The 18,276-nt window shown below is 68.0% G+C and carries 20 protein-coding genes and 1 pseudogene; 9 read left to right on the forward strand and 12 right to left on the reverse strand.

The window, feature by feature from the left end:
* Positions 1-29: 29 nt before the first annotated feature.
* A pseudogene (locus tag WEE69_08410) lies at positions 30-779 on the reverse strand (enoyl-CoA hydratase/isomerase family protein).
* A gap of 155 nt (positions 780-934) precedes the next feature.
* On the opposite strand from WEE69_08410, the gene WEE69_08415 reads away from it, so the two are divergent.
* A complete protein-coding gene (locus WEE69_08415) occupies positions 935-2,029 on the forward strand; it encodes an amidohydrolase family protein (GenBank protein ID MEX1145311.1) in 1,095 nt (364 codons plus the stop codon).
* Here the strand turns inward: WEE69_08415 and WEE69_08420 are convergent.
* A complete protein-coding gene (locus tag WEE69_08420) occupies positions 2,026-2,988 on the reverse strand; it encodes an LLM class F420-dependent oxidoreductase (protein MEX1145312.1) in 963 nt (320 codons plus the stop codon). The genes WEE69_08415 and WEE69_08420 overlap by 4 nt on opposite strands.
* 137 nt (positions 2,989-3,125) lie before the next feature.
* Between WEE69_08420 and WEE69_08425 the strand changes: the two genes are divergently transcribed.
* The 3 genes from WEE69_08425 to WEE69_08435 are packed head-to-tail and all read left to right on the forward strand — an operon-like array spanning position 3,126 to position 5,833.
* Positions 3,126-4,400 (forward strand): acyl-CoA dehydrogenase family protein, encoded by a 1,275-nt coding sequence (locus WEE69_08425; protein ID MEX1145313.1) that lies wholly within the window; start codon positions 3,126-3,128, stop codon positions 4,398-4,400.
* Between the two features lie 9 nt (positions 4,401-4,409).
* Positions 4,410-5,453: a phosphotransferase family protein gene (locus WEE69_08430; protein ID MEX1145314.1), complete on the forward strand. Its 1,044-nt coding sequence runs from the start codon at positions 4,410-4,412 to the stop codon at positions 5,451-5,453.
* Positions 5,450-5,833 carry a VOC family protein gene (locus WEE69_08435; GenBank protein ID MEX1145315.1) on the forward strand — a complete coding sequence of 128 codons (384 nt, stop codon included), beginning with the start codon at positions 5,450-5,452 and terminating at the stop codon, positions 5,831-5,833. The genes WEE69_08430 and WEE69_08435 overlap by 4 nt, the downstream gene beginning before the upstream one ends.
* Here WEE69_08435 and WEE69_08440 read toward each other — a convergent pair.
* The gene (locus tag WEE69_08440) at positions 5,830-7,014 is read right to left on the reverse strand and encodes a cytochrome P450 (GenBank protein MEX1145316.1); all 1,185 of its coding nucleotides are present in this window, start codon (positions 7,012-7,014) and stop codon (positions 5,830-5,832) included. The genes WEE69_08435 and WEE69_08440 overlap by 4 nt on opposite strands.
* A 64-nt stretch (positions 7,015-7,078) precedes the next feature.
* On the opposite strand from WEE69_08440, the gene WEE69_08445 reads away from it, so the two are divergent.
* The 3 genes from WEE69_08445 (at position 7,079) to WEE69_08455 (ending at position 8,469) form a co-directional block, all read left to right on the forward strand.
* On the forward strand, positions 7,079-7,327 hold the full coding sequence (locus tag WEE69_08445; GenBank protein MEX1145317.1) for a hypothetical protein: 249 nt from the start codon (positions 7,079-7,081) through the stop codon (positions 7,325-7,327).
* On the forward strand, positions 7,324-7,545 hold the full coding sequence (locus WEE69_08450; GenBank protein MEX1145318.1) for a hypothetical protein: 222 nt from the start codon (positions 7,324-7,326) through the stop codon (positions 7,543-7,545). The genes WEE69_08445 and WEE69_08450 overlap by 4 nt, the downstream gene beginning before the upstream one ends.
* A gap of 168 nt (positions 7,546-7,713) precedes the next feature.
* Complete coding sequence (locus WEE69_08455) at positions 7,714-8,469, forward strand: L,D-transpeptidase (GenBank protein ID MEX1145319.1); 756 nt, start codon at positions 7,714-7,716, stop codon at positions 8,467-8,469.
* A gap of 15 nt (positions 8,470-8,484) precedes the next feature.
* On the opposite strand, the gene WEE69_08460 is transcribed toward WEE69_08455, so the two are convergent.
* The 7 genes from WEE69_08460 to WEE69_08490 all read right to left on the reverse strand — a co-directional run bounded on the left by WEE69_08460 (position 8,485) and on the right by WEE69_08490 (position 14,874).
* Positions 8,485-9,684, reverse strand: coding sequence for a CoA transferase (locus WEE69_08460; GenBank protein MEX1145320.1), 1,200 nt, complete (start codon positions 9,682-9,684; stop codon positions 8,485-8,487).
* Positions 9,681-10,640, reverse strand: a complete 960-nt coding sequence (locus WEE69_08465) for a CoA ester lyase (GenBank protein MEX1145321.1) — start codon at positions 10,638-10,640, stop codon at positions 9,681-9,683. The genes WEE69_08460 and WEE69_08465 overlap by 4 nt, the downstream gene beginning before the upstream one ends.
* Positions 10,637-11,740, reverse strand: a complete 1,104-nt coding sequence (locus WEE69_08470) for an amidohydrolase family protein (protein ID MEX1145322.1) — start codon at positions 11,738-11,740, stop codon at positions 10,637-10,639. Before WEE69_08470 ends, WEE69_08465 begins: the two co-directional genes overlap by 4 nt.
* A 61-nt stretch (positions 11,741-11,801) precedes the next feature.
* Positions 11,802-13,010: a thiolase family protein gene (locus WEE69_08475; protein MEX1145323.1), complete on the reverse strand. Its 1,209-nt coding sequence runs from the start codon at positions 13,008-13,010 to the stop codon at positions 11,802-11,804.
* Between the two features lie 148 nt (positions 13,011-13,158).
* Entirely contained in the window at positions 13,159-13,569 is a 411-nt protein-coding gene (locus WEE69_08480) for an OB-fold domain-containing protein (protein ID MEX1145324.1), read from the reverse strand.
* On the reverse strand, positions 13,566-14,345 hold the full coding sequence (locus WEE69_08485; GenBank protein MEX1145325.1) for an SDR family oxidoreductase: 780 nt from the start codon (positions 14,343-14,345) through the stop codon (positions 13,566-13,568). The genes WEE69_08480 and WEE69_08485 overlap by 4 nt, the downstream gene beginning before the upstream one ends.
* A 61-nt stretch (positions 14,346-14,406) precedes the next feature.
* Complete coding sequence (locus WEE69_08490; protein MEX1145326.1) at positions 14,407-14,874, reverse strand: VOC family protein; 468 nt, start codon at positions 14,872-14,874, stop codon at positions 14,407-14,409.
* 71 nt (positions 14,875-14,945) lie between these two features.
* On the opposite strand from WEE69_08490, the gene WEE69_08495 reads away from it, so the two are divergent.
* Positions 14,946-15,500 (forward strand): MOSC domain-containing protein, encoded by a 555-nt coding sequence (locus WEE69_08495; protein ID MEX1145327.1) that lies wholly within the window; start codon positions 14,946-14,948, stop codon positions 15,498-15,500.
* Between the two features lies 1 nt (position 15,501).
* On the opposite strand, the gene WEE69_08500 is transcribed toward WEE69_08495, so the two are convergent.
* Together WEE69_08500 and WEE69_08505 are read right to left on the reverse strand one after the other, a co-directional pair.
* Positions 15,502-15,906, reverse strand: coding sequence for a nitroreductase family deazaflavin-dependent oxidoreductase (locus WEE69_08500; GenBank protein ID MEX1145328.1), 405 nt, complete (start codon positions 15,904-15,906; stop codon positions 15,502-15,504).
* Entirely contained in the window at positions 15,903-16,853 is a 951-nt protein-coding gene (locus WEE69_08505) for an alpha/beta hydrolase (protein MEX1145329.1), read from the reverse strand. The genes WEE69_08500 and WEE69_08505 overlap by 4 nt, the downstream gene beginning before the upstream one ends.
* Positions 16,854-16,944: 91 nt before the next feature.
* Between WEE69_08505 and WEE69_08510 the strand changes: the two genes are divergently transcribed.
* Positions 16,945-18,255 carry a hypothetical protein gene (locus WEE69_08510; GenBank protein MEX1145330.1) on the forward strand — a complete coding sequence of 437 codons (1,311 nt, stop codon included), beginning with the start codon at positions 16,945-16,947 and terminating at the stop codon, positions 18,253-18,255.
* Positions 18,256-18,276 lie beyond the last annotated feature (21 nt).

Below are 18,276 nucleotides of genomic sequence, written 5' to 3' on the forward strand. Positions count from 1 at the left end.
CCGTCCCCCTGGACACCGTCGCGCCCCTCGAAGCGGGGGGAGCGCTTCTCCACGAAGGCCCGTGCGCCCTCGATCATGTCGTACGAGCCGATCGCCTGCGTGAGCAGCGCCATCCCGTGCATGTACGCGTCGCGGTGCTGGTTCCAGAGCGTGTTGGACGACACCTTGGTGATCTCGAGGTACCGGGGGCTCAACGCCAGCAGCTCCTCGGCCCACTTCAGGACCTCGGCCTCAAGCTGGTCATCGGGCACCACCGCGTTGATGAGACCAAGGTCCTTGGCTTCGTGGGCGCTGTATCGCCGGCACAGGAACGCGATCTCCTTCGCACGCTTCTCACCCACGGAGTGCGTGAGGAAGTTGGCACCGCCGAAGACGGGGGAGCTGCCGACGCGGGGCCCGGTCTGACCGAACGTGGCGCTCTCGGCTGCGATCGCGAGGTCGCAGGAGACCACGAGCTCGTTGCCACCGCCCGCGGCGACGCCGTTGACGGCCGCGATCACCGGGCGCGGGCTCGAGCGGATGGCCTCGAACAGCTCGAGCGAGCAGCGGAAGAGCTTGCGGAGCTCATCGGGTTCGGGGTCGGCCAGCTCGGCGAGGTAGCCACCGGCGCAGAATCCTCGACCCGAGCCGGTGATCACGATCACACCGGCATCGGTCGACGCGTCGACCAGTCGGCGCAGCTCGTCGCCCATCATCCGGTCGTACGCATTGAGACGCTCGGGGTGATCGAGCACCAACCAGGCGACCTCGCCCCGCCGCTCGGCCCGGACGTCGGCCATCAGGCGACCGCTATGATCGTCAACACTGGCGTTGACGATACCAGCGGGCCTCGCGACACGGCAATGCTTCGGCCACATCGGGGGATTGGTCCATGGCGAAGGAGACGAAGCGGAGTCCTGGCCGGACGGCCGGGAGGCCGGAGCGGAGTCGACCCGTGCAGAAGGAACGGATCATCTCAGCCGACTCGCATGTGACGATCCGTGACGCCGCGGTCCTCGAGCACCTTCCCGCGAAGCACCACGACGCGTACCGCGCCGGCAAGCTCGCTGCACTGCGCAAGTTCGTCGGTGATGAGGCCGAGAAGATGATCGAGTCCGACCAGCTCGGGCTCGACGACGACGAAGAGCAGCACCGCTGGGAGTCGGCCGGCCGCCCCGGCGCGTTCGACCCGCACGCACGCCTCGTCGATATGGACACCGACCAGGTCGACGCCGAGATCCTGTACACGGATTCGTGGGCGGGTGCCGCGTTCTACGAGATGCCCAATGGTGGTTGGCTCGCCGGCTTCCAAGCGTTCAACTCGGCGGCCATCGACTTCGCCTCGGTCGATCCCGAGCGCCTGCTTCCCGTGTACATCATCCCGATCGCCGACATCGACGAGGCGGTGAAGGAGGTGCAGCGTGTCGCCAACGAGGGTGCCCGCGCCGCGCACCTGCCGCTGTACCCGATGGACCTCGGGTTTCCCGGCTATTGGGACGAGACCTACGACCCGCTGTGGTCGGTGCTTTCCGAGGTGGGCATGCCGGTGAGCCAGCACGTGGCGAGCAACGCGTACCTCGCCACGTTGCGCGCCGCCGACCCCACGCCGATGCGGGGCGTGATGCACGCGCTGCCCAACATCTTCATGGCCGAGTCGATCGGTTTCTGGATCGTCGCCGGCATCCTCGAGCGGTTCCCGAGGCTCAAGGTTGTGATGGTCGAGGCCGGCCTCGGTTGGCTCCCGTACTGGCTGGCGCGCCTTGACCGCATGATGACCAAGCACGGCTGGGACCACTTCGACATGTTGAAGGAGAAGCCGAGCGTCTACTGGCACCGCCAGATGGCCGCCACGTTCGAGGAGGACGAGCTCGGCATGGAGCTCCGCGAGCTCATCGGCGTCGAGAACATGATGTGGGCGACCGACTACCCGCACCCCGACAGCACCTGGCCGCACTCGCAGGACGTCATCCACACGCACTTCGACGGCCTGCCACTCGACGAGACCCGCCTCATGATCGGCGGCAACGCCGCCCGCCTCTACAACCTCTAGCGAAACTCGGGAATGACCTGTTGCGCGAACAACGTCAGCGTCTCGTGCGACGGGTAATCCGACGGCCAGATCACGATCGCTCGGCACCCGGCGTCGACGTACCGCTGGATCCGGTCGCAGACCTGTTCGGGCGTGCCGACGAGGTTGGCGTCGCGCCAGTCGTCGGGCGCGCCGCCCCAGATGTCGAGCGAGCCCGCCTCTTCGATCGCGGCCGTCGACTCCCTCACCAGCGCGTCGTGCTGCCACGACTTGACGATGGTCTCGGGGTCGCGCCCGACGTCACGACAGTGCCGGGCGAGCACCTCGCACTTGTGGGCGAACTCCTCGGGGGTCCCACCGAAGTTGGAGCAGTCAGCCCGTTCGGCGACGATGCGCAGCGTGCGGCGCTCGCCGGCGCCGCCGATCCAGATCGGCGGGTGGGGCTGTTGGAGCGGCTTGGGGTCGCACTGCGCGCTGGCCACTCGGTAGTAGGCGCCGTCGTACGTGGCGTCGGCCTCCGTCCACATCGCCCGGACGACGTCGACAGCCTCGGCCAGCCGGTCGAGGCGCTCGCGGGCGGTGGGGAAGTCGTAGCCATACGCCCGCAGCTCGCGCTCGTCCCACCCGGCACCGAGACCGAAGTCAAGGCGGCCACCGCTGATCACGTCGAGCGTCGCCGCCATCTTGGCGACGAGCGCGGGGTGACGGACGAGGTTGCAGGCGACCATGTGCCCGAGTCGCACACGGTTGGTGTGTTGCGAGAGCGCACCGAGCGCGGCCCACGACTCGAACACGGTCTCGTGCGCAGGCTCGGGCACGTTGTGGAGGTGGTCGTACACCCACACCGAGTCGTAGCCCATCTCTTCGGCGCGCTGCGCGGCCGCAATGGTCGCCAGCCACTTGGTCTCGGGCAGGGGGATGTCTCGCAGCTCCATGCGCCGGCCGATGGGGAGGATCAGGCCGAACGACACCCCTGTCACGGCGGACAACCTATTTCCCACTCTCGGCCCTTCGGGTCGGGCCGTTCGGGCCACGGCTGGCTGCGCCGCAGGGTACCTGCGGCGCCGACGCCCGCCTCTGGCTCGTGCACCGTCAAGCCGAGCTGAGGCACGCAGAGATGTGGGACTTCTCGACCGAACCCGAATTCCAGGAGAAGCTCGACTGGATCGAACGGTTCATGGAGGACGAGGTCTATCCGCTCGAGACGCTTGACCTCACGCCAGACCAGCTCCTGCGCGCGACCGCGCCGCTCAAGCAGCAGGTGAAGGACGCCGGCCTGTGGGCGTGCCACCTCGACCCCGAGCTCGGCGGGCAGGGCTTCGGACAGATGAAGCTCGCGCTGATGAACGAGACCATCGGCCGTTCGCTGATCCTGGCCCCGCCGATCTTCGGCAGCCAGGCGCCCGACTCGGGCAATGCCGAGATCCTCGCCATCGCGGGCACTGATGAGCAGAAGGACCGCTGGCTCTGGCCGCTGCTCGACGGGAGTCTGCGCTCCTGTTACTCGATGACCGAGCCCGGTGCCGGCTCCGACCCCACGCTCCTCACCACACGCGCGGTGCGCGACGGCGACGAGTGGGTGATCAACGGCCACAAGTGGTTCTCGTCGCGCGCGGCCAAGGCCGACATCATCATCGTCATGTGTGTGACCGACCCCGAGCAGCCGCCGATCTCTCGAATGTCGATGTTCGTGGTGCCGGCCGACGCGCCGGGCGTCAACGTCGTACGCGAGGTGGGTGTGCTCGGCCTCGGCGAGGCACACCACGCCGAGGTCATCTACGACAACGTGCGGGTTCCCGCTGACCATCTGCTCGGCGATGAGGGTGGCGCGTTTGTGATCGCGCAGAAGCGACTTGGGCCCGGCCGCATCCATCACTGCATGCGCTGGCTCGGTCAAGGCCGTCGCGCGTTCGACATGCTCTGCGAGCGGGCACTCACCCGGGTCACGCACGGCAGCGTGCTGTCGGAGAAGCAGACGATCCAGAACTGGATCGCCGACTCCTACGCGGAGATGCAGGCCGCTCGCCTCATGACCCTGCACGCCGCGTGGACGATCGATCAGCGCGGCACCTCGAAGGCTCGCACCGAGATCGCCGCCATCAAGTTCTTCGGAGCGAAGGTGCTCCACGACGTCATTGATCGGGCCATGCAGATCCATGGCTCGCTCGGCATGTCGAACGACCTGCCGCTCGAGACCATGTATCGACACGCGCGTGTCGCGCGCGTCGTCGATGGCCCCGACGAGGTCCACCGCGTCACGGTCGCTCGGCGTGTGCTCAAGGGCTACAAGCCCCACGACGGCCTCTGGCCCCGTGAGCACATACCCACGAGACGCCAGGCTGCCCGGCAGAAGTTCGCAGCCCTCCTCGATGAAGCGACCAGCGATCTCTAGTAGGGCGGAATGACAGGCGAGCTCGTCGACCCGCTCCGGCTCGCGGCGTGGCTGGACGAGCAGCTCCTGGACACTGGGGATGGGGAGCCGCTCGACGTGGAGCGAATCACCACCGGGGCGTCGAACGAGGTGTTCGTCGTACGGCGCGGTGGGGCCGAGTGGGTGCTCCGTCGGCCGTCACCGAACTCACCCGCTCCGCCCACGACGATGGGTCGTGAGTTCCTCGTGCTCTCGGCGCTGGAGGGCACGCCCGTGCCGCACCCGAAACCGCATGCGATGTGCAACGACGTCGAGGTGATCGGCGCGCCCTTCTATCTCATGGAGCGCGTGGACGGCTTCCCGGCGCGCATCCCCTTACCGCCGCCGTTCGATGCCGACGTTGGTGAGCGCCACGGCATGGGGACCACGCTCGTGGACGCCCTCGCCGACCTCTCCCAGGTGGACTGGCGTGGCCGTGGCCTCGAGGAGTTCGGCCGCCCCGACGGATATCTCGATCGACAGGTCGACCGTTGGCTCGGCCAGCTTGAACGTGCCCGCAACCGAGACCTTCCCGCCGTCGACGGCGTTTCCACGTGGCTGCGGGAGCACACACCCGTGATGGGCGAGCCCGGGATCCTCCACGGAGACGTGCACTTCGGCAACGTGATGTTCCATCACGGCGGGCCGGCGCGCATTGCCGCAATCGTCGACTGGGAGCAGTCCACGATCGGTGATCCGCTCGTCGACCTCGGGTGGCTGCTCGCGCTTTGGGACGAGTCAGGCGAAGAGCCGATTCGCGGCCTCTCCGAGATGCGCGTCACGCACGAGGTTGGGTTCCCCACCCGCGCCGAGCTCGCCGAGCGCTACGCCCGCGTGACCAGCCGGGAGCTCGAGCACCTCGGTTGGTACGAGGTGCTCGCGCTGTTCAAGCTGGGGTGCGTGCTCGAAGGCGCGTACGCCCGATATGCGACAGGGGAGAGCACGAACCCGGCGCATGCCAGGCTGGAGCAGATGGTCCCGAGCCTGTTCCGCAGTGCGGCGGCCATCGTCGAGGGAGGCGGGAACCCGCGATGACCGTGCAGCTCGACCACTTGGTCCTCGCGGTCAACGTCCTCGACGAAAGCCTCGCCTTCTACACCGGCATCCTCGGTCTCGAGCGTGACGGCGAGGACGGTCCGTTCACGGTCGTACGGGTCACGCCCGACTTCGTGCTCCTCGTCGCGCCCTGGGGAACCGAAGGCGGGCAGCACCTCGCGTTCTCGATGTCAGCCGCCGAGTTCGGAGACACCTTCCAGCGGATCAAGGACGCCGGACTCGCGTACGGCGACGATCCGCACGCCGCCGACAACATGCACGACCCCGGCGACGAGACCGGCGCCCACGGCTTGGGGACAACCCTCTACGTCAACGACCCGAACAACCACCTGATCGAGATCCGCCACTACGAGCGTTAGCTGCGCGGGGTGAACGTGACCGGGAGGTTGCGCGGACCCCAGATCTGCCCGTGCGACCACTCGATGGTGGTGCCGGGCACGAGCTCGTAGTCGGGGAGTCGGCGCAAGATCTCCTGGACCGCGACCTCCGACTCGAGTCGCGCCAGGTGCATCCCGAGGCACCGGTGGATACCCATGCCGAAACCGAGGTGCTTGTTCGGCTTGCGCTCGAAGATCACCTCATCGGAATCCTCGAAGATCGTGTCGTCCCGGTTGGCCGACGCAGTGAGCAGCAGAACCGGATCGCCCTCGCGCAACTGCTGTCCGCGCAGCTCGGTGTCCTTCTTCATGACGCGTGCCGGCGACCCGGGAGGGAAGCAACGCAACAGCTCGTCCACTGCTGCGGGAATGAGCGATCGGTCGGACACCAGACGCGCCCGCTGATCGGGGTGTTCGGCCAACCACCAGAGCATGCTGGCGATAAACGACGACGTCGTGTCGAACCCCGCCATCATGATGAGGATGCAAAACATCACCCGCTCCTCGTCGGTGAGCGGGCGGTCGTCAACAGTGGCCTGCACGAGCAGCGTGATCAGGTCGTCGCGTGGCTCGTGCTCGCGCTGGGCGAGGAGTGCCATGAAGTACTCGTTCATCTCTTCGTAGGCCAGGGCCGCGCTCTCGGGCTCAGTGGCTGTCGCCTGCGTGATCCGGTGCGCCCAGTCCTCAAACTTCACTCCGTCGTCGTACGGCGTCCCCATGATGTCGGCGATGACGCTCGCCGGAAGCTTGCGGGCGAAGTCCCAGAACAGGTCCGCTTCACCTGTCTCGATGAATGCGTCGATCAGCACACTCACGCGTTTGCGGATCTCGGGCTCGTACTCGGTCATCTTCTGCTGCGTGAAGTACGGCTGCACGATCTGGCGGTAGAACGAGTGATCCGGAGGGTCAGACATCGTGAGCGGGAATCGACGCTCGCCATGTCCGCTGTTCGGGATCGTCACGACAAACGACGAGAAGTGGTCGGTGTCGAAGTAGACCTCGTGCAGGTCGTCGTAGGTGGTGATGATCCAGAAGCCGCCGTGTTGGTCGCTGCGCGCCACCGGGCACTGCTCACGCAAGACCGCGTACGCGTCCAGCGGGTCCTGCATGAACGCGACGTCGTGATGGTCGAAATGCTCGGTGACCTTCTCGACGTCGCTCATCGATCCCCCCTCGCGATCAACGCCGTGGTCGATGAAAGTAGAGGGGCGCGGGCATGCTGTCCAGATGAACATCCCGAAGCGGTGGGCGCGGTTCGCGACCTGGAGCGCCATCGTCGTTCTCATCCCGGTTGCGCTCGTCATGCTGGGTACTGGGATCGCCGACTACGAGAGCGCCGGCAAGCTTGACGAGCGTGGCGCCGAGGTGCCGGCTGAGGTCGTGCACGTGACGGTGAACACCGGCGGGGAGGACGGCCCGACGAGCACGCTGACCATTCGGTTCAAGCCGCGAGGCGATGACCCCACGAAGACATGACGAACGTTTCGTACGACGGCGACTTCGAGCACGACCACCCGCGGGCCGACCGTCAAGGCATCCGCATCGAGTACGACCCCGAGAACCCGGAACATGCCCGGGTCGTGGGCCAGTCGGGCGACGCGCTGGACCGGATGATCGGCGGCGCCGTCTTCACCAGGGTGATCGTGGCGTTCGCGATCGTCTCCCGCCGCCGCCCCGACCTCCTCGGCGGGTGAGCGGGGACAGCGTTGGGGCCCGAGCGGGGAGCCCCTGCCCCGGCCAATTCCCCAATCCCACTTAAAGTGGGCAGATTGGCCCTCAAACCAGCACTCTGAGTGGTCGAAGGGGTGGGCATGCGCTCGCCCCGTCGACTGTCGGCCCTCCGGCTGGTCCTCTCGATCTTGGTGCCTGTCGGCCTCGTGGCGGGCGTGGTCTTCAGCGTCACCGCGGAGGCAGCCACGACCTTCCGCCGCGACGTGGCCCAGCAGCCGGTCGCCAACACCCGCGTGGAGCCAACGGCGCCAGCCCAGCCCGTCCAGCCGGTCGAGCCCGCCGATCCCCGGGTCATCGTCACCCCGCCCGTCGGGGCTGGCCTCGACATCTACCCGGCGGCCGGAGCTCCGGTCCCAAGCCAAGGTCTGCCCGCGTTCAACGAGCTCGGATCCCCGCTCGTGCTCTTGGGAGTTCAGCAGTACGGAGACTGGATCCAGGTGCTGCTGCCTACCCGACCCAACGGGTCCACCGGATGGGTGCGCGCGCAGGATGTGAGCAGGTCGGTGCCGGCCCACCGCGTCGAGATCTCGCTCGCCGCTCACGAGCTGAAGGTCGTTCGCATGAGCGACGACGCGGTTCTCCTGACGACCGCGGTGGGGATCGGGCGGCCAACGACCCCCACACCGTCGGGCCAGTTCTTCGTGCGCGATCACTTCCCGACGGGCTCGATGAACCACCCGTACGGGCCGTTCGCCTTCGGCCTCTCCGGTCACTCCGACGTCTTCTACCAGTTCGGCACCGGTGACGGACGGATCGCGATCCACGGCACGAACCAGCCGTCGAGCATCGGAGCCGACGCCTCGAACGGTTGCCCGCACGTGGCGAACGACATCGTGCTCGCGCTGATCGACTACCTCCCGCTCGGCACTCCCGTCATCATCTCGTAGCCCCGAACGTCGGTTTCAGACGACGCCGGACTCCCTGAGCTTCTCAAGATCCTCAGCGGTGACGCCAAGCAGGCCGCAGTAGATCTCTTCGTTGTGCGCGCCGATGTCGGGCCCGGTCCAACGCACGGAGCCCGGCGATGCAGACAGGCGCGGTACCGCGTTCGGCATCTTGACCGGGCCGAGATACGGGTCGTCGACGGTGATGATCGCGTCGCGGTCCTTGTAGGCGGGGGAGTCGACAATGTCGGCGGCGTCGTGGGCCATGGCGATCACTGCGCCGGCCTCCTCGAACGCGTCGAGCACTTCCTGTGCCGAGCGTGCCGCGATCCACTCGCCGACCGCGTCGAGTAGGGCTTGCATGTTCTCGGGCACGTTGCGCGACACGGGTGTGGCGAACCGTGGATCATCGGCGAGCTGCCCGCCGCCCACGAGCAACAGCATCCGACGGATGACGGTCTCGGCTGCCGCTGACATCGAGAGCCATTTGCCGTCGGCCGACTGGTAGACGTTGCCAACCATCAAGCCGAGCGGGAAGCGGTTCCCGGCGCGCTCGGTGACGACGCCGAGCTGGTCGTACGTGGGGATGTGCCACTCGATCATGCGGAACAGCGTCTCGAACAAGGCCAGGTCGACGATCTGCCCGGTGCCCGTGCGTTCGCGGTCGTGGAGCGCGGCCAGCACGCCGTATGCACCCATCAGCGCCGTAGACGTGTCGCCGAGCGAGAAGCCGATGTGATTCGGCGGTCCCTGGGGAAAGCCAGACAGGTGCAGCGCACCACTCAATGCCTCGGATGGGCGTCCGAACATCGGCTTGGGGTTCGACGCGGCGCTCTGCTGCCCGTAGCCGCTGATGCGGAGCATGATCAGGCGCGGGTTCTCGGCGTGCAGCCGCTCCCACCCGATGTTCCAGCGCTCCATCGTTCCTGGACGGAAGTTCTCGACGAGCACGTCGGCGTCGCGCGCCAGGCGCATCAACAGCTCCTGACCCTCTGGCGTGCGCAAGTCGAGAGTGATGCAGCGCTTGTTCCGGCCGGCCACCGTCCACCACAGAGGGCGGTCGTCCTTCCGCGGTCCGAGCCGGCGCAGCCCGTCGCCCTCCGGCGGCTCGATCTTGATCACGTCGGCGCCCAGGTCGCCGAGGAGCGTGGCGGCGAACGGCCCGGCGAGCACGTGACCCACGTCGATGACGCGCAGGTCGTCGAGCGCCTCGCTCATGTGTCCTCCTGCATTGCCTCGCTCGCTGCGGTCGGGGATACCCCGCCCGCGGGCGCTCGCTCGGTCGGCGCGGAGTGCGCGTGGCGAGTCAGGAGGTCGCGGGCGACGCGCACCATCGCCGCGTCGACCATCTGGCCCTCGTGATCGAGGGCGCCCATGCCGTCCCGCGCCGCGCCGTCCCACGCCTCGAGGAGACGCTTGGCTGCCGCCACATCGTCGGGCGTTGCGCCGAACACTTCGTTGACGATCTCAACGTGTGATGGGTGGATGACCATCATCCCTTCGTAGCCGATGGCTCGTGATTGCCGGGCGAACGCCTCGACCTCGTCGAGCTCTCGAAGGTTGGTCACGACGCCGGTCATCGGGTTGGGGACACCAGCCGCCCGCATGTCGACGAGGATCTCCGAACGCAGGTACAGCGTCTCCAGGAACAGCGGTGGCGTCCAGCCGAAGCCGAGCGCATGGGCCAAGTCACCGTTCAGCGCCGCGGCTCCACCCATGTACGCCACCCGGGGAGACGACGACGCCAGGTCGAAGGCGCGGCGAGCGGCCGCCGCATTCTCCACGCTTGGCCACACGCGCACCGAGCCGCTGGGGAGTCCGGCCCGACGTTCGCGCTTGTCGAGACCTTTGGCCACGCGCTGCACCTCGGCGGGCTCGGTCACTTTGGGCACCATCACGGCGACGAGACCCTGCTGCACGATGGCGTCGAGATCGGCATCGAGGCAGCTCTCGGAGAGCGCGTTGATGCGGACGCAGACGGCGGGCGCTGCATCACCGGCACCGAGCCACTCCGCCACGACGGCGCGGGCGTCACCACGCTCGGTCGCGGGCACGGAGTCCTCGAGGTCGAGGATGACCGCGTCTGCGCCCGATGCAACCGCTCGCTCGCGGAAGTCGCGTCGATGTCCGGGGACGAACAGCGCGGAGCGGATCCGCGGTGGCGCCGCGCTCATCGCGACTCGCCGAGGCGATACAGGTGGCGGGCGTTCCCGGCCAGGATCAGGTCGCGCTCGTCCTCGGGCACACCCGAGAAGTCGGCGTTGATCGTGCGCCAGGAGTTCGGCCAGTCCGCGCCCACGTGCGGGTAGTCGCTCGACCACATCATCCGGTCGGGCCCGATGTCGGCCCGGTTGCGCACCGCGAAATGATCCGTGATGTACGTGTACGAGAAGTTGCGGTCCATGTACTCACTCGGCGGCATCGTGAGCTTGAGGCCCGAGCCTCGGCCCAGCCGGTGGTAGCGGTCGTCGATCTGCTCCTTGAAGTACGGGATCCAGCCGCAATCCACTTCCGCGAGTACCACTTGGAGCTCGGGGAAGCGGTCGAGCACGCCGGAGAAGATGAGCTGGAGGATGCGCTGCGGCACGTCGTAAAAGCGCACGTCGCCCGGCAGCTTCGTCTTGTGTGACGTGGGCATGCCGGCCACGAGCGTGACGTGGATGGACAGCGGGACGCCGGCGTCGACCGCAAGGCTCCACAGCGCGTCGTCTTCGGGCTCGATGTCGAGTCCCCCATGCGGGTATCGGCTGAGGAGCCCCCCGACGATCCCGGGGTTGACGACGGCCCGTTCGAGCTCGCCGACGGCGTCGGCCACGCCGCTGTTCGGGATCATCGCGAGCCCGCATAGGCGGTTGGGCGCGTGACCGCAGTACTCGGCGAGCCAGTCGTTGTACGCGCGCACCATCGCGAGGTGGTACTCGGCGTCTTCGTTGGCGGCAATGGCCCACGAGAGACGGGGGGTGGGGTAAAGGATCTCGGCGTCGACGAAGTCACGGTCCTGCTCCGCGAGTCGCCCGGCCGGGTTGTGCGCGCCCTCCCGCACGTCCTCCCACTTGATCCATGGCCGCATCGCGTCGGGATCCATGCCAGCTGAGGCGTTGAGCCCGAAGTTGATCGGATCCTCGACCCCTTCGATGACCCACGCGTCGCCCTCGGCGAACCGCTCCATGCGCGGCGCTCGGTCGCGCAACTTCGCCGGTACCCGTGAGGTGTAGAGGTCGGGTGGCTCGAGCACGTGGCTGTCAGCCGAGATGAGCCGGTACTGGTGCTCCATCAGTTCGGGTCGATTCCGTTACGGCGTCCCGGCCTCCGGCCACGCCTCCACTGCATCTCCATCAGGGCGTGCCTCTCGTGAGCAGCATGCACCCGGCCACCGGCCCGCCACCGTTGGCGACCACGGCAGTCTGCGGCGCGTCGAGCTGGCGATCACCGCTGTCACCGCGGAGCTGGAGGCAGGCCTCGTGCAGAAGGCCGAAGCCGTGGAGTCGGCCGGCCGAGAGCTGACCGCCGCAGGTGTTCAGCGGGACATCACCGTCGCGTGCGATGCGCTTGCCACCTTCGACGAACTCGCCGCCGGTGCCTGGTTCGCAGAAGCCGAGCGCCTCGAGCCAGGCCAGCGCCAGAAAGCTGAAGCCGTCGTAGAGCTGGGCGAGGTCGACGTCCGCCGTCGTCAGGTCGGAGCGAGACCACAGGTGCGCGGCCGCGTCGCGCGCCGCCATCGTGGTGAGGTCATCGAACTGGTCCCACGACGGGCGACCGCGCATCGCAGTGCCCACGGCGTGCACGTGAGCCGCCGGGCGGCGCGCGTCGGGCGCCGCATCGACGTGCGAGACGACGACTGCCGTTGCACCGTCGACCGGCAGGTCGCAGTCGAACAAGCACAGCGGCGTACTGATCATGCGAGCGCCGAGGTACTCGTCCAGCGAGAGCGGCTCGCGGAACACTGCCCTTGGGTTGTCTGCCGCGTTGGCTCGGTCGGTCAGTGCGATCTGCGCAAGCTGCTCGCGGGTGGTGCCGTACCGGTCGAAGTGAGCCTGGGTGTAGAGCGCGAGCAGGTTGGCGCTCGAACCAGCACCGAACGGGATCGACCATTGCCGGTACCCGTCGACTCGCGCGTTGCCGAGACCAGCCGCATGCGCTACCTCGGCGCGAGACCCCGAGCCCTGCTGACTCGACTCGGTGACCGTCCTCCAGACGACGACGTGGCGCGCCAGCCCGGATGCGATCGCTAGGCACGCGGCGACCACGGCGCCCAACGGCGCCGGACCCTCGGCGCCGCCGTGGCTCCATCCCAGCTCGAGGCGGAGCGCATCTTGCACATCGCGCACGCCGGCGCTCGCGTACCGGCCCGCGTCACGAGCATTGAGGGCGCCGCCGGGGAACGTGGCCAGACCGTCGATGTCGGCGCGGGCGAGGCCGGCGTCCTCGATCGCGGCGAGCACCGCTTCGAGCGTGAGGTCGAGGTTCGTCCGCTCGAGGTTCCGGCCAATCGCGGACTGGCCCAGACCCGTGATTGCCGAACGCCGCTCGAGGATCTCAGTCATCGCTTCCGCTCTCGGCGCTTCGCGCCTCCATGGATCGTCGTCGCAAGCGACGACTCGGTGCTCCGGCGGTCGGCGGAGCCGCCGCCTGCGCGGGGCCGCTCCGGCCCCGCTCGCTGCGGGCCGGGGTACCCGACCCGCGGACGCGCGCTCATGTGGCCGGCTCGAAGAGTGGGAACCACACGTCGTCCACTTGCTCGAAGCAGACCTGGACAGCCATGCCGCCGGCGACCGCGCCCGCCTCGACGTTCACGAGGTTCGTGGTCAGCCGGAGCCCCGGCTGCTCGACGAGCTCGACGATCGCGATCACGTACGGCGGGTCCATCAAGCCCCAGTCCTGATGGTTCACCGTGAAAGTCGCGACCGTGCCGCGGCCGGTCACTGGTTCTGGTGCGACGGAGCGCGATGCGCACTGCGGACACACCGGCGCCGGCGGGTGCACGTACGAGTAGCAGTCGCCACAACGCAGGAAGCGCAACCGCCCGTCGACACCGGATGTCCAGAAGAACTCGGTCTCGGGCGTGAGCGCGGGGAGCGGGCGCGTCGGTGCGTCGGTGCTCATGCTGGCATGCAGAGGCCGGCATCGACGCAGAGCACCTGGCCGGTGATCATCGACGCGTCGTCACTGGCAAAGAACACCGCCGCGCCGGTGAGGTCTTCGGGCTCCAAGGTGCGGTGCAACGCCGCCTTGCGCCGTAGCTCTTCGATGCGCGCCGGCTCGAGGTCGGCCTTCATCGCGTCGGTGAGTACGGGGCCGGGGGAAATGCAGTTCACGGTGATCCCGTACTGGCCGAGCTGCACCGCGAGGAACTTCGTGAGCCCGACGATGCCCCACTTCGTCTGGTTGTACCCGAAGGAGTTGAGACCTTCATACACGGGTGCTTCGAACCGGTCGGGCGCGTAGATGTACGCCGCGTCCGACGCCTGCATGATCACGCGGCCGCGGGCTTGCTCGACCATCGGGACCGCGGCGGCGCGCGTCATGAGCCACGCGCCGTGCAGGTTCACGTCGAACACCTTCTTCAGGTAGGCGAGGCTGTGGTCGGTCTTGTCGAGATCGCCGAAGAGGGCCGCGTTGTTGAGCAGCACGTCCACGGTGCCGAAGCGCTCGACGCTCTGGCGCACGCACGCCGCCGCCGACTCCTCGTCGGCCACGTCGGTGGGCACGAAGATGGCTTCGCCACGGCTCGAGAGCTCCTCGAGGGTCGCCTCACCGTCCTCCTTGTTGAGGTCGGCGATCACCACGTGAGCGCCCTCGTCGAGGAGCCGGGTCGCGTAGGCCTTGCCGATGCCACGCCCCGCGCCGGTGACGATGGCGACCTTGCCCTGCAGCCGCACCAACCGATGTTCCCACGGGCCTTCCCGAGCGTCAACACCCGCGTTGACGACAATGGGACTGTTACGAGTAGCGCGCCGCCGGTGTGCCGGGCGGGTTGGAGACGCCGGGCTTCGCGTCGGGGTTGGTCACGCAGATCTCGCACTCGAGACCATCCGGATCGCGGAAGAAGACGCTCAGGATCGAGCCGAAGTCGGTGACGAACTCATCGGCCGCGCCTCGCGCGATCAGCCGCTCGCGGATCGTCTCGAACGCCTCGATCGACTCCGCGTGCAAGGCTAGATGGTCGATGCGCCCCCGCTCGAACATCGGGACCTGTCGCTCGGCTTCGGCGTTGCCCTCGACCTGGAACACGTTGAACGCCGAGTGCGGACCGACGTGGACGGTCGACATGCGGACGCCCGACGGCACGGCAGGGTCTTCCGGGCCGTCGCGCTCGACCACGGCGCCGAACACCTCCTCATAGAAGGCGTGGAGCCGATCCGTGTCGTGCGTGAGGATCGCAACGTGGTTGAAGCCGTCGACCAGCATCGAGCCTCCTTCGACATCGAGCATAGAGAAACGGTTGGGTGGGGCCGGCACCGATGAGGCATGGTGATGCCGTGGATCACCGCGACGCCGACACGCTCGAGGCGGGCATCGCCGAGGTGCGTCTGGCGGCGAAGGACGACGGACGCGTCGAGCTGATCGTCGCTCGACCTGACGTGGAAGAGCGGGCAGTTCTCGACGAGGCGACGCTCGACGCCCGCGCAGGGTTGGTCGGTGACAACTGGCTCCCGCGGGGCAATCGCCGACGGGAGGACGGGTCCGCGGATCCCGAAGCCCAGGTCACGCTGATGAACGCACGAGCCGCCGCGCTCATCGCCGGCGATCGCCAGCTGTGGCCGCTCGCGGGCGACCAGCTCTACGTCGACTTCGATCTCGGTGTCGAGAACCTCCCGCCCGGAAGCCGTCTCGCGATCGGTGACGCGGTCGTCGAGGTAAGCGCGACGCCGCACACGGGGTGCGCAAAGTTCCAGGCCCGATTCGGGAAGGACGCGCTGCGGTTCGTCAACTCACCCGTGGGTCGCGACCTGAACCTTCGGGGCATCAACACCAAGGTGATCGCCGGTGGTGTGGTCCGCGTCGGTGACGTCGTCCGGAAAGCGGGACCCTGAATCAGCTGGCATCGGTGATCTTGAACACCGGGTGCTGCGCCGGGTCTGGGAGCTGCTCGAAGAAGCGCTTCACCTCACCGTCCCACTTGGCGCGGTACGCGGCGATGATCGGCGGGCGTTCCGCCGCAGGAACTTCGGTCGCCGTGAAGCGTTGCCGCTTCCGTCGCCGACGGATCTCGCCACCGCCAGCCGCGCGCAGGTTCTGCACCCATTCCGACTCGCCCCGGGCAGACATCAAGTAGCGCTCTCCACCCAGCTCGAGGACGTTCACCGGGAGCAGCTGGGGCTTGCCGCTGCGCCGGCCCACCACCGAAAGCGTCGGAACGGCACCCGACCAGCGCACCATCGAGTTGGCGACCTTGCGGAGCAACCACCCGGGACGGATGCGACGAGCCGGTTCGCTCATCCCTTGATGCACTCGCGGAGGAAGTCTTGGAGCCTTGGGAACCAGTGCGCGCCGACCGTCGGCATGCCGATGCAGGCATGCGGTGACTCGGGGTACACGAGGAGCTTGGTCGTGTTGGCGGCGAGCTCCCAGCGTGCGGCCATGAAGAGGTTGTCGTCGATGAAGTGGTCGTCGGTCCCTACCGTGAACAGTGCGGGCGGGAGGTTCCGCAGGTCGGCGTATAGCGGAGAGATGTCGGGAGCGCGCCGCTGATCGCTCGACATTCCCGGTACGAAGCACTCCTCGATTCTCCGCAGGGTGGCGTTCGACAGGACGTCGGGACGCTCGGGCTCGGCGCATTGACTCGGCAGGGTGCCGCTGTGTTCGTACTGGCCGAAGACGAGGTTGGCGCCGACGAACCGGTCGACCGCGTCGTGCTTGTCCCGCACACGGACCAACGTGCACGCCGACAGGTGCGCACCGGCTGACTCCCCGCCGATGAGCAGGCGTGCCGAGCCGTACTCCTTCTCGGCGTGCTCGAGCAGCCACAGTGCTGCGGCTTCACAGTCGTCCGTAGCCGCGGGATAGGGATGTTCGGGCGCGAGCCGATAGTCGACGCTCACGAAGGCGAGGTTCAGCTCGGCGCTCAGCATCTCGTGCAGGAGATCGGTCATCTCTGGCTCGCCAGTGACCCATCCGCCACCGTGGATGTGCAGCATCACCGCGTCGACCTGGTCCGGCACGAAGGTGCGGAGACGCATCGGCCCGGCGGGGCCATGGATCGTCCGGTCGATCCCTTTGTCGGACGGGAACGTCTGTCCCACGTGCGCGGCTCGCCACGCAGTCACCCACTCATCGAGCGGCATCGACGGATCGTCGGGCGCCTGCGCGAACGAAGCGATGTATGCGTCGGCTTCCTCACGCAGCGCGGGGCGGAGCGCTTCCCATTCGTCGTCCCAGAGCTTCACGGTCGGGCAGGCTATCCATCAGCCGTCCAGATCGGTCGAGGCTTCGCGCCGTTGCTCCCATGGCGCAAGGACGCCCGGTACCCTCGCCGCCGTGAGCGAGGGCATCCTCTTTCCTGCACCGCGCGATCCGGTGCAGCCGTTCTGGGATCCGCCCGCCCAGACAATGGACCCTGCGCAACGGCGAGCCGTGCAAGACGAGCGGCTGCGGGATCTCGTGGCCCGCACGCTGGAACGCCCGGTTCCGTTCTTTGCCCACAAGCTCAGCGTGGCCCATATAAAGGGTGCGCGCGACGTCAGCGGTGTGGACGATCTCGCCGCCATCCCCGTCACCGTCAAGCAGGAGCTGCGCGACTCCGAGCAGGCCACGCCGCCCGTGGGGGACTACCGCTACACGGACCTCTCGCAATGCGTGCGGATGGGCACGTCGACCGGCACGACCGGCATCCCGACGATCCGGCTCTGGACGAGCCACGACCTCTGGGTGGAATACGAGTCAGCCGCCCGCCACTGGTGGCGCAACGGCTGGCGCCCGGGCATGAGCATCACGCACGCGCACCCGGGATACCTCTACGGCGGCGGGCTGCTCCTCCAGGGCGCGTACGAGTACTTCGGGTTCCTCGCCATCTGGGTGCCGCCGCCCGAGACCGACGAGGCCGCGGAACAAGGCATCCGCACGTGGATGCGCATGCGTCCCGACATTCCGTTCGGTCACTACTCCGTCGGCCGGTTCTGCGAGGTCGCAACCAAGCTCGGGCTGGATCCGTTCGACGATGTCGGACTCGAGCAGTCGCACTACCCCGGACCGGGCGCCGACGCTCCTCTCACCAGCGGGGGATCGGAGTGCTACGCGTTCGTGTCGAGCCCGTGCGATCAGAGCCCGGGTGGGCACGTGAACGAGGACTGGGCGGTCATCGAAGCGATCGATCAGTCCACCGGGCGCCCCGTGCCCGACGGGGAGTGGGGGAGCCTCACGCTCACCACCCTCGACCGCGACAACCCATTGCTGCGATATGACCTCGAGGAAGCGGTCAAGCTCCTCCGCGACCCGTGCCCCTGCGGCGAGACCACCGTGCGCGCCCTCTGGGGCGGCCGGGTGGCCCACCTGCTGCACGCGCAAGGTGTGTCTTTCCAGGTCGCCGACGTCGAGCGAGCGCTCCTCGCGGTCACCGAGGTTTCGACGCCCTCGCTCGAGTTCGTAGTCGTCCGTCCGAGCGAGGGAAGCAACGTCCCGGTCGTGGTGCGAGTCGAGCGCGGAGAGTCCACCGGTGATGTCGACGGGCTGCGCGCCCGGTGTGAGGCGGCCATCGTCGACGGCATCGGCGTGCGAGCGACGATCGAGCTCGTGGAGCGAGGGTCGCTGCCGCGATCGGGCTACAAGGCGGCCAGGCTCGTCGACGAGTGACCTCAGTCGAGGTTGCCTGAA

It is taken from the genome of Acidimicrobiia bacterium, from assembly GCA_040881685.1.
Taxonomy (GTDB): Bacteria; Actinomycetota; Acidimicrobiia; order IMCC26256; family PALSA-555; genus SHVJ01.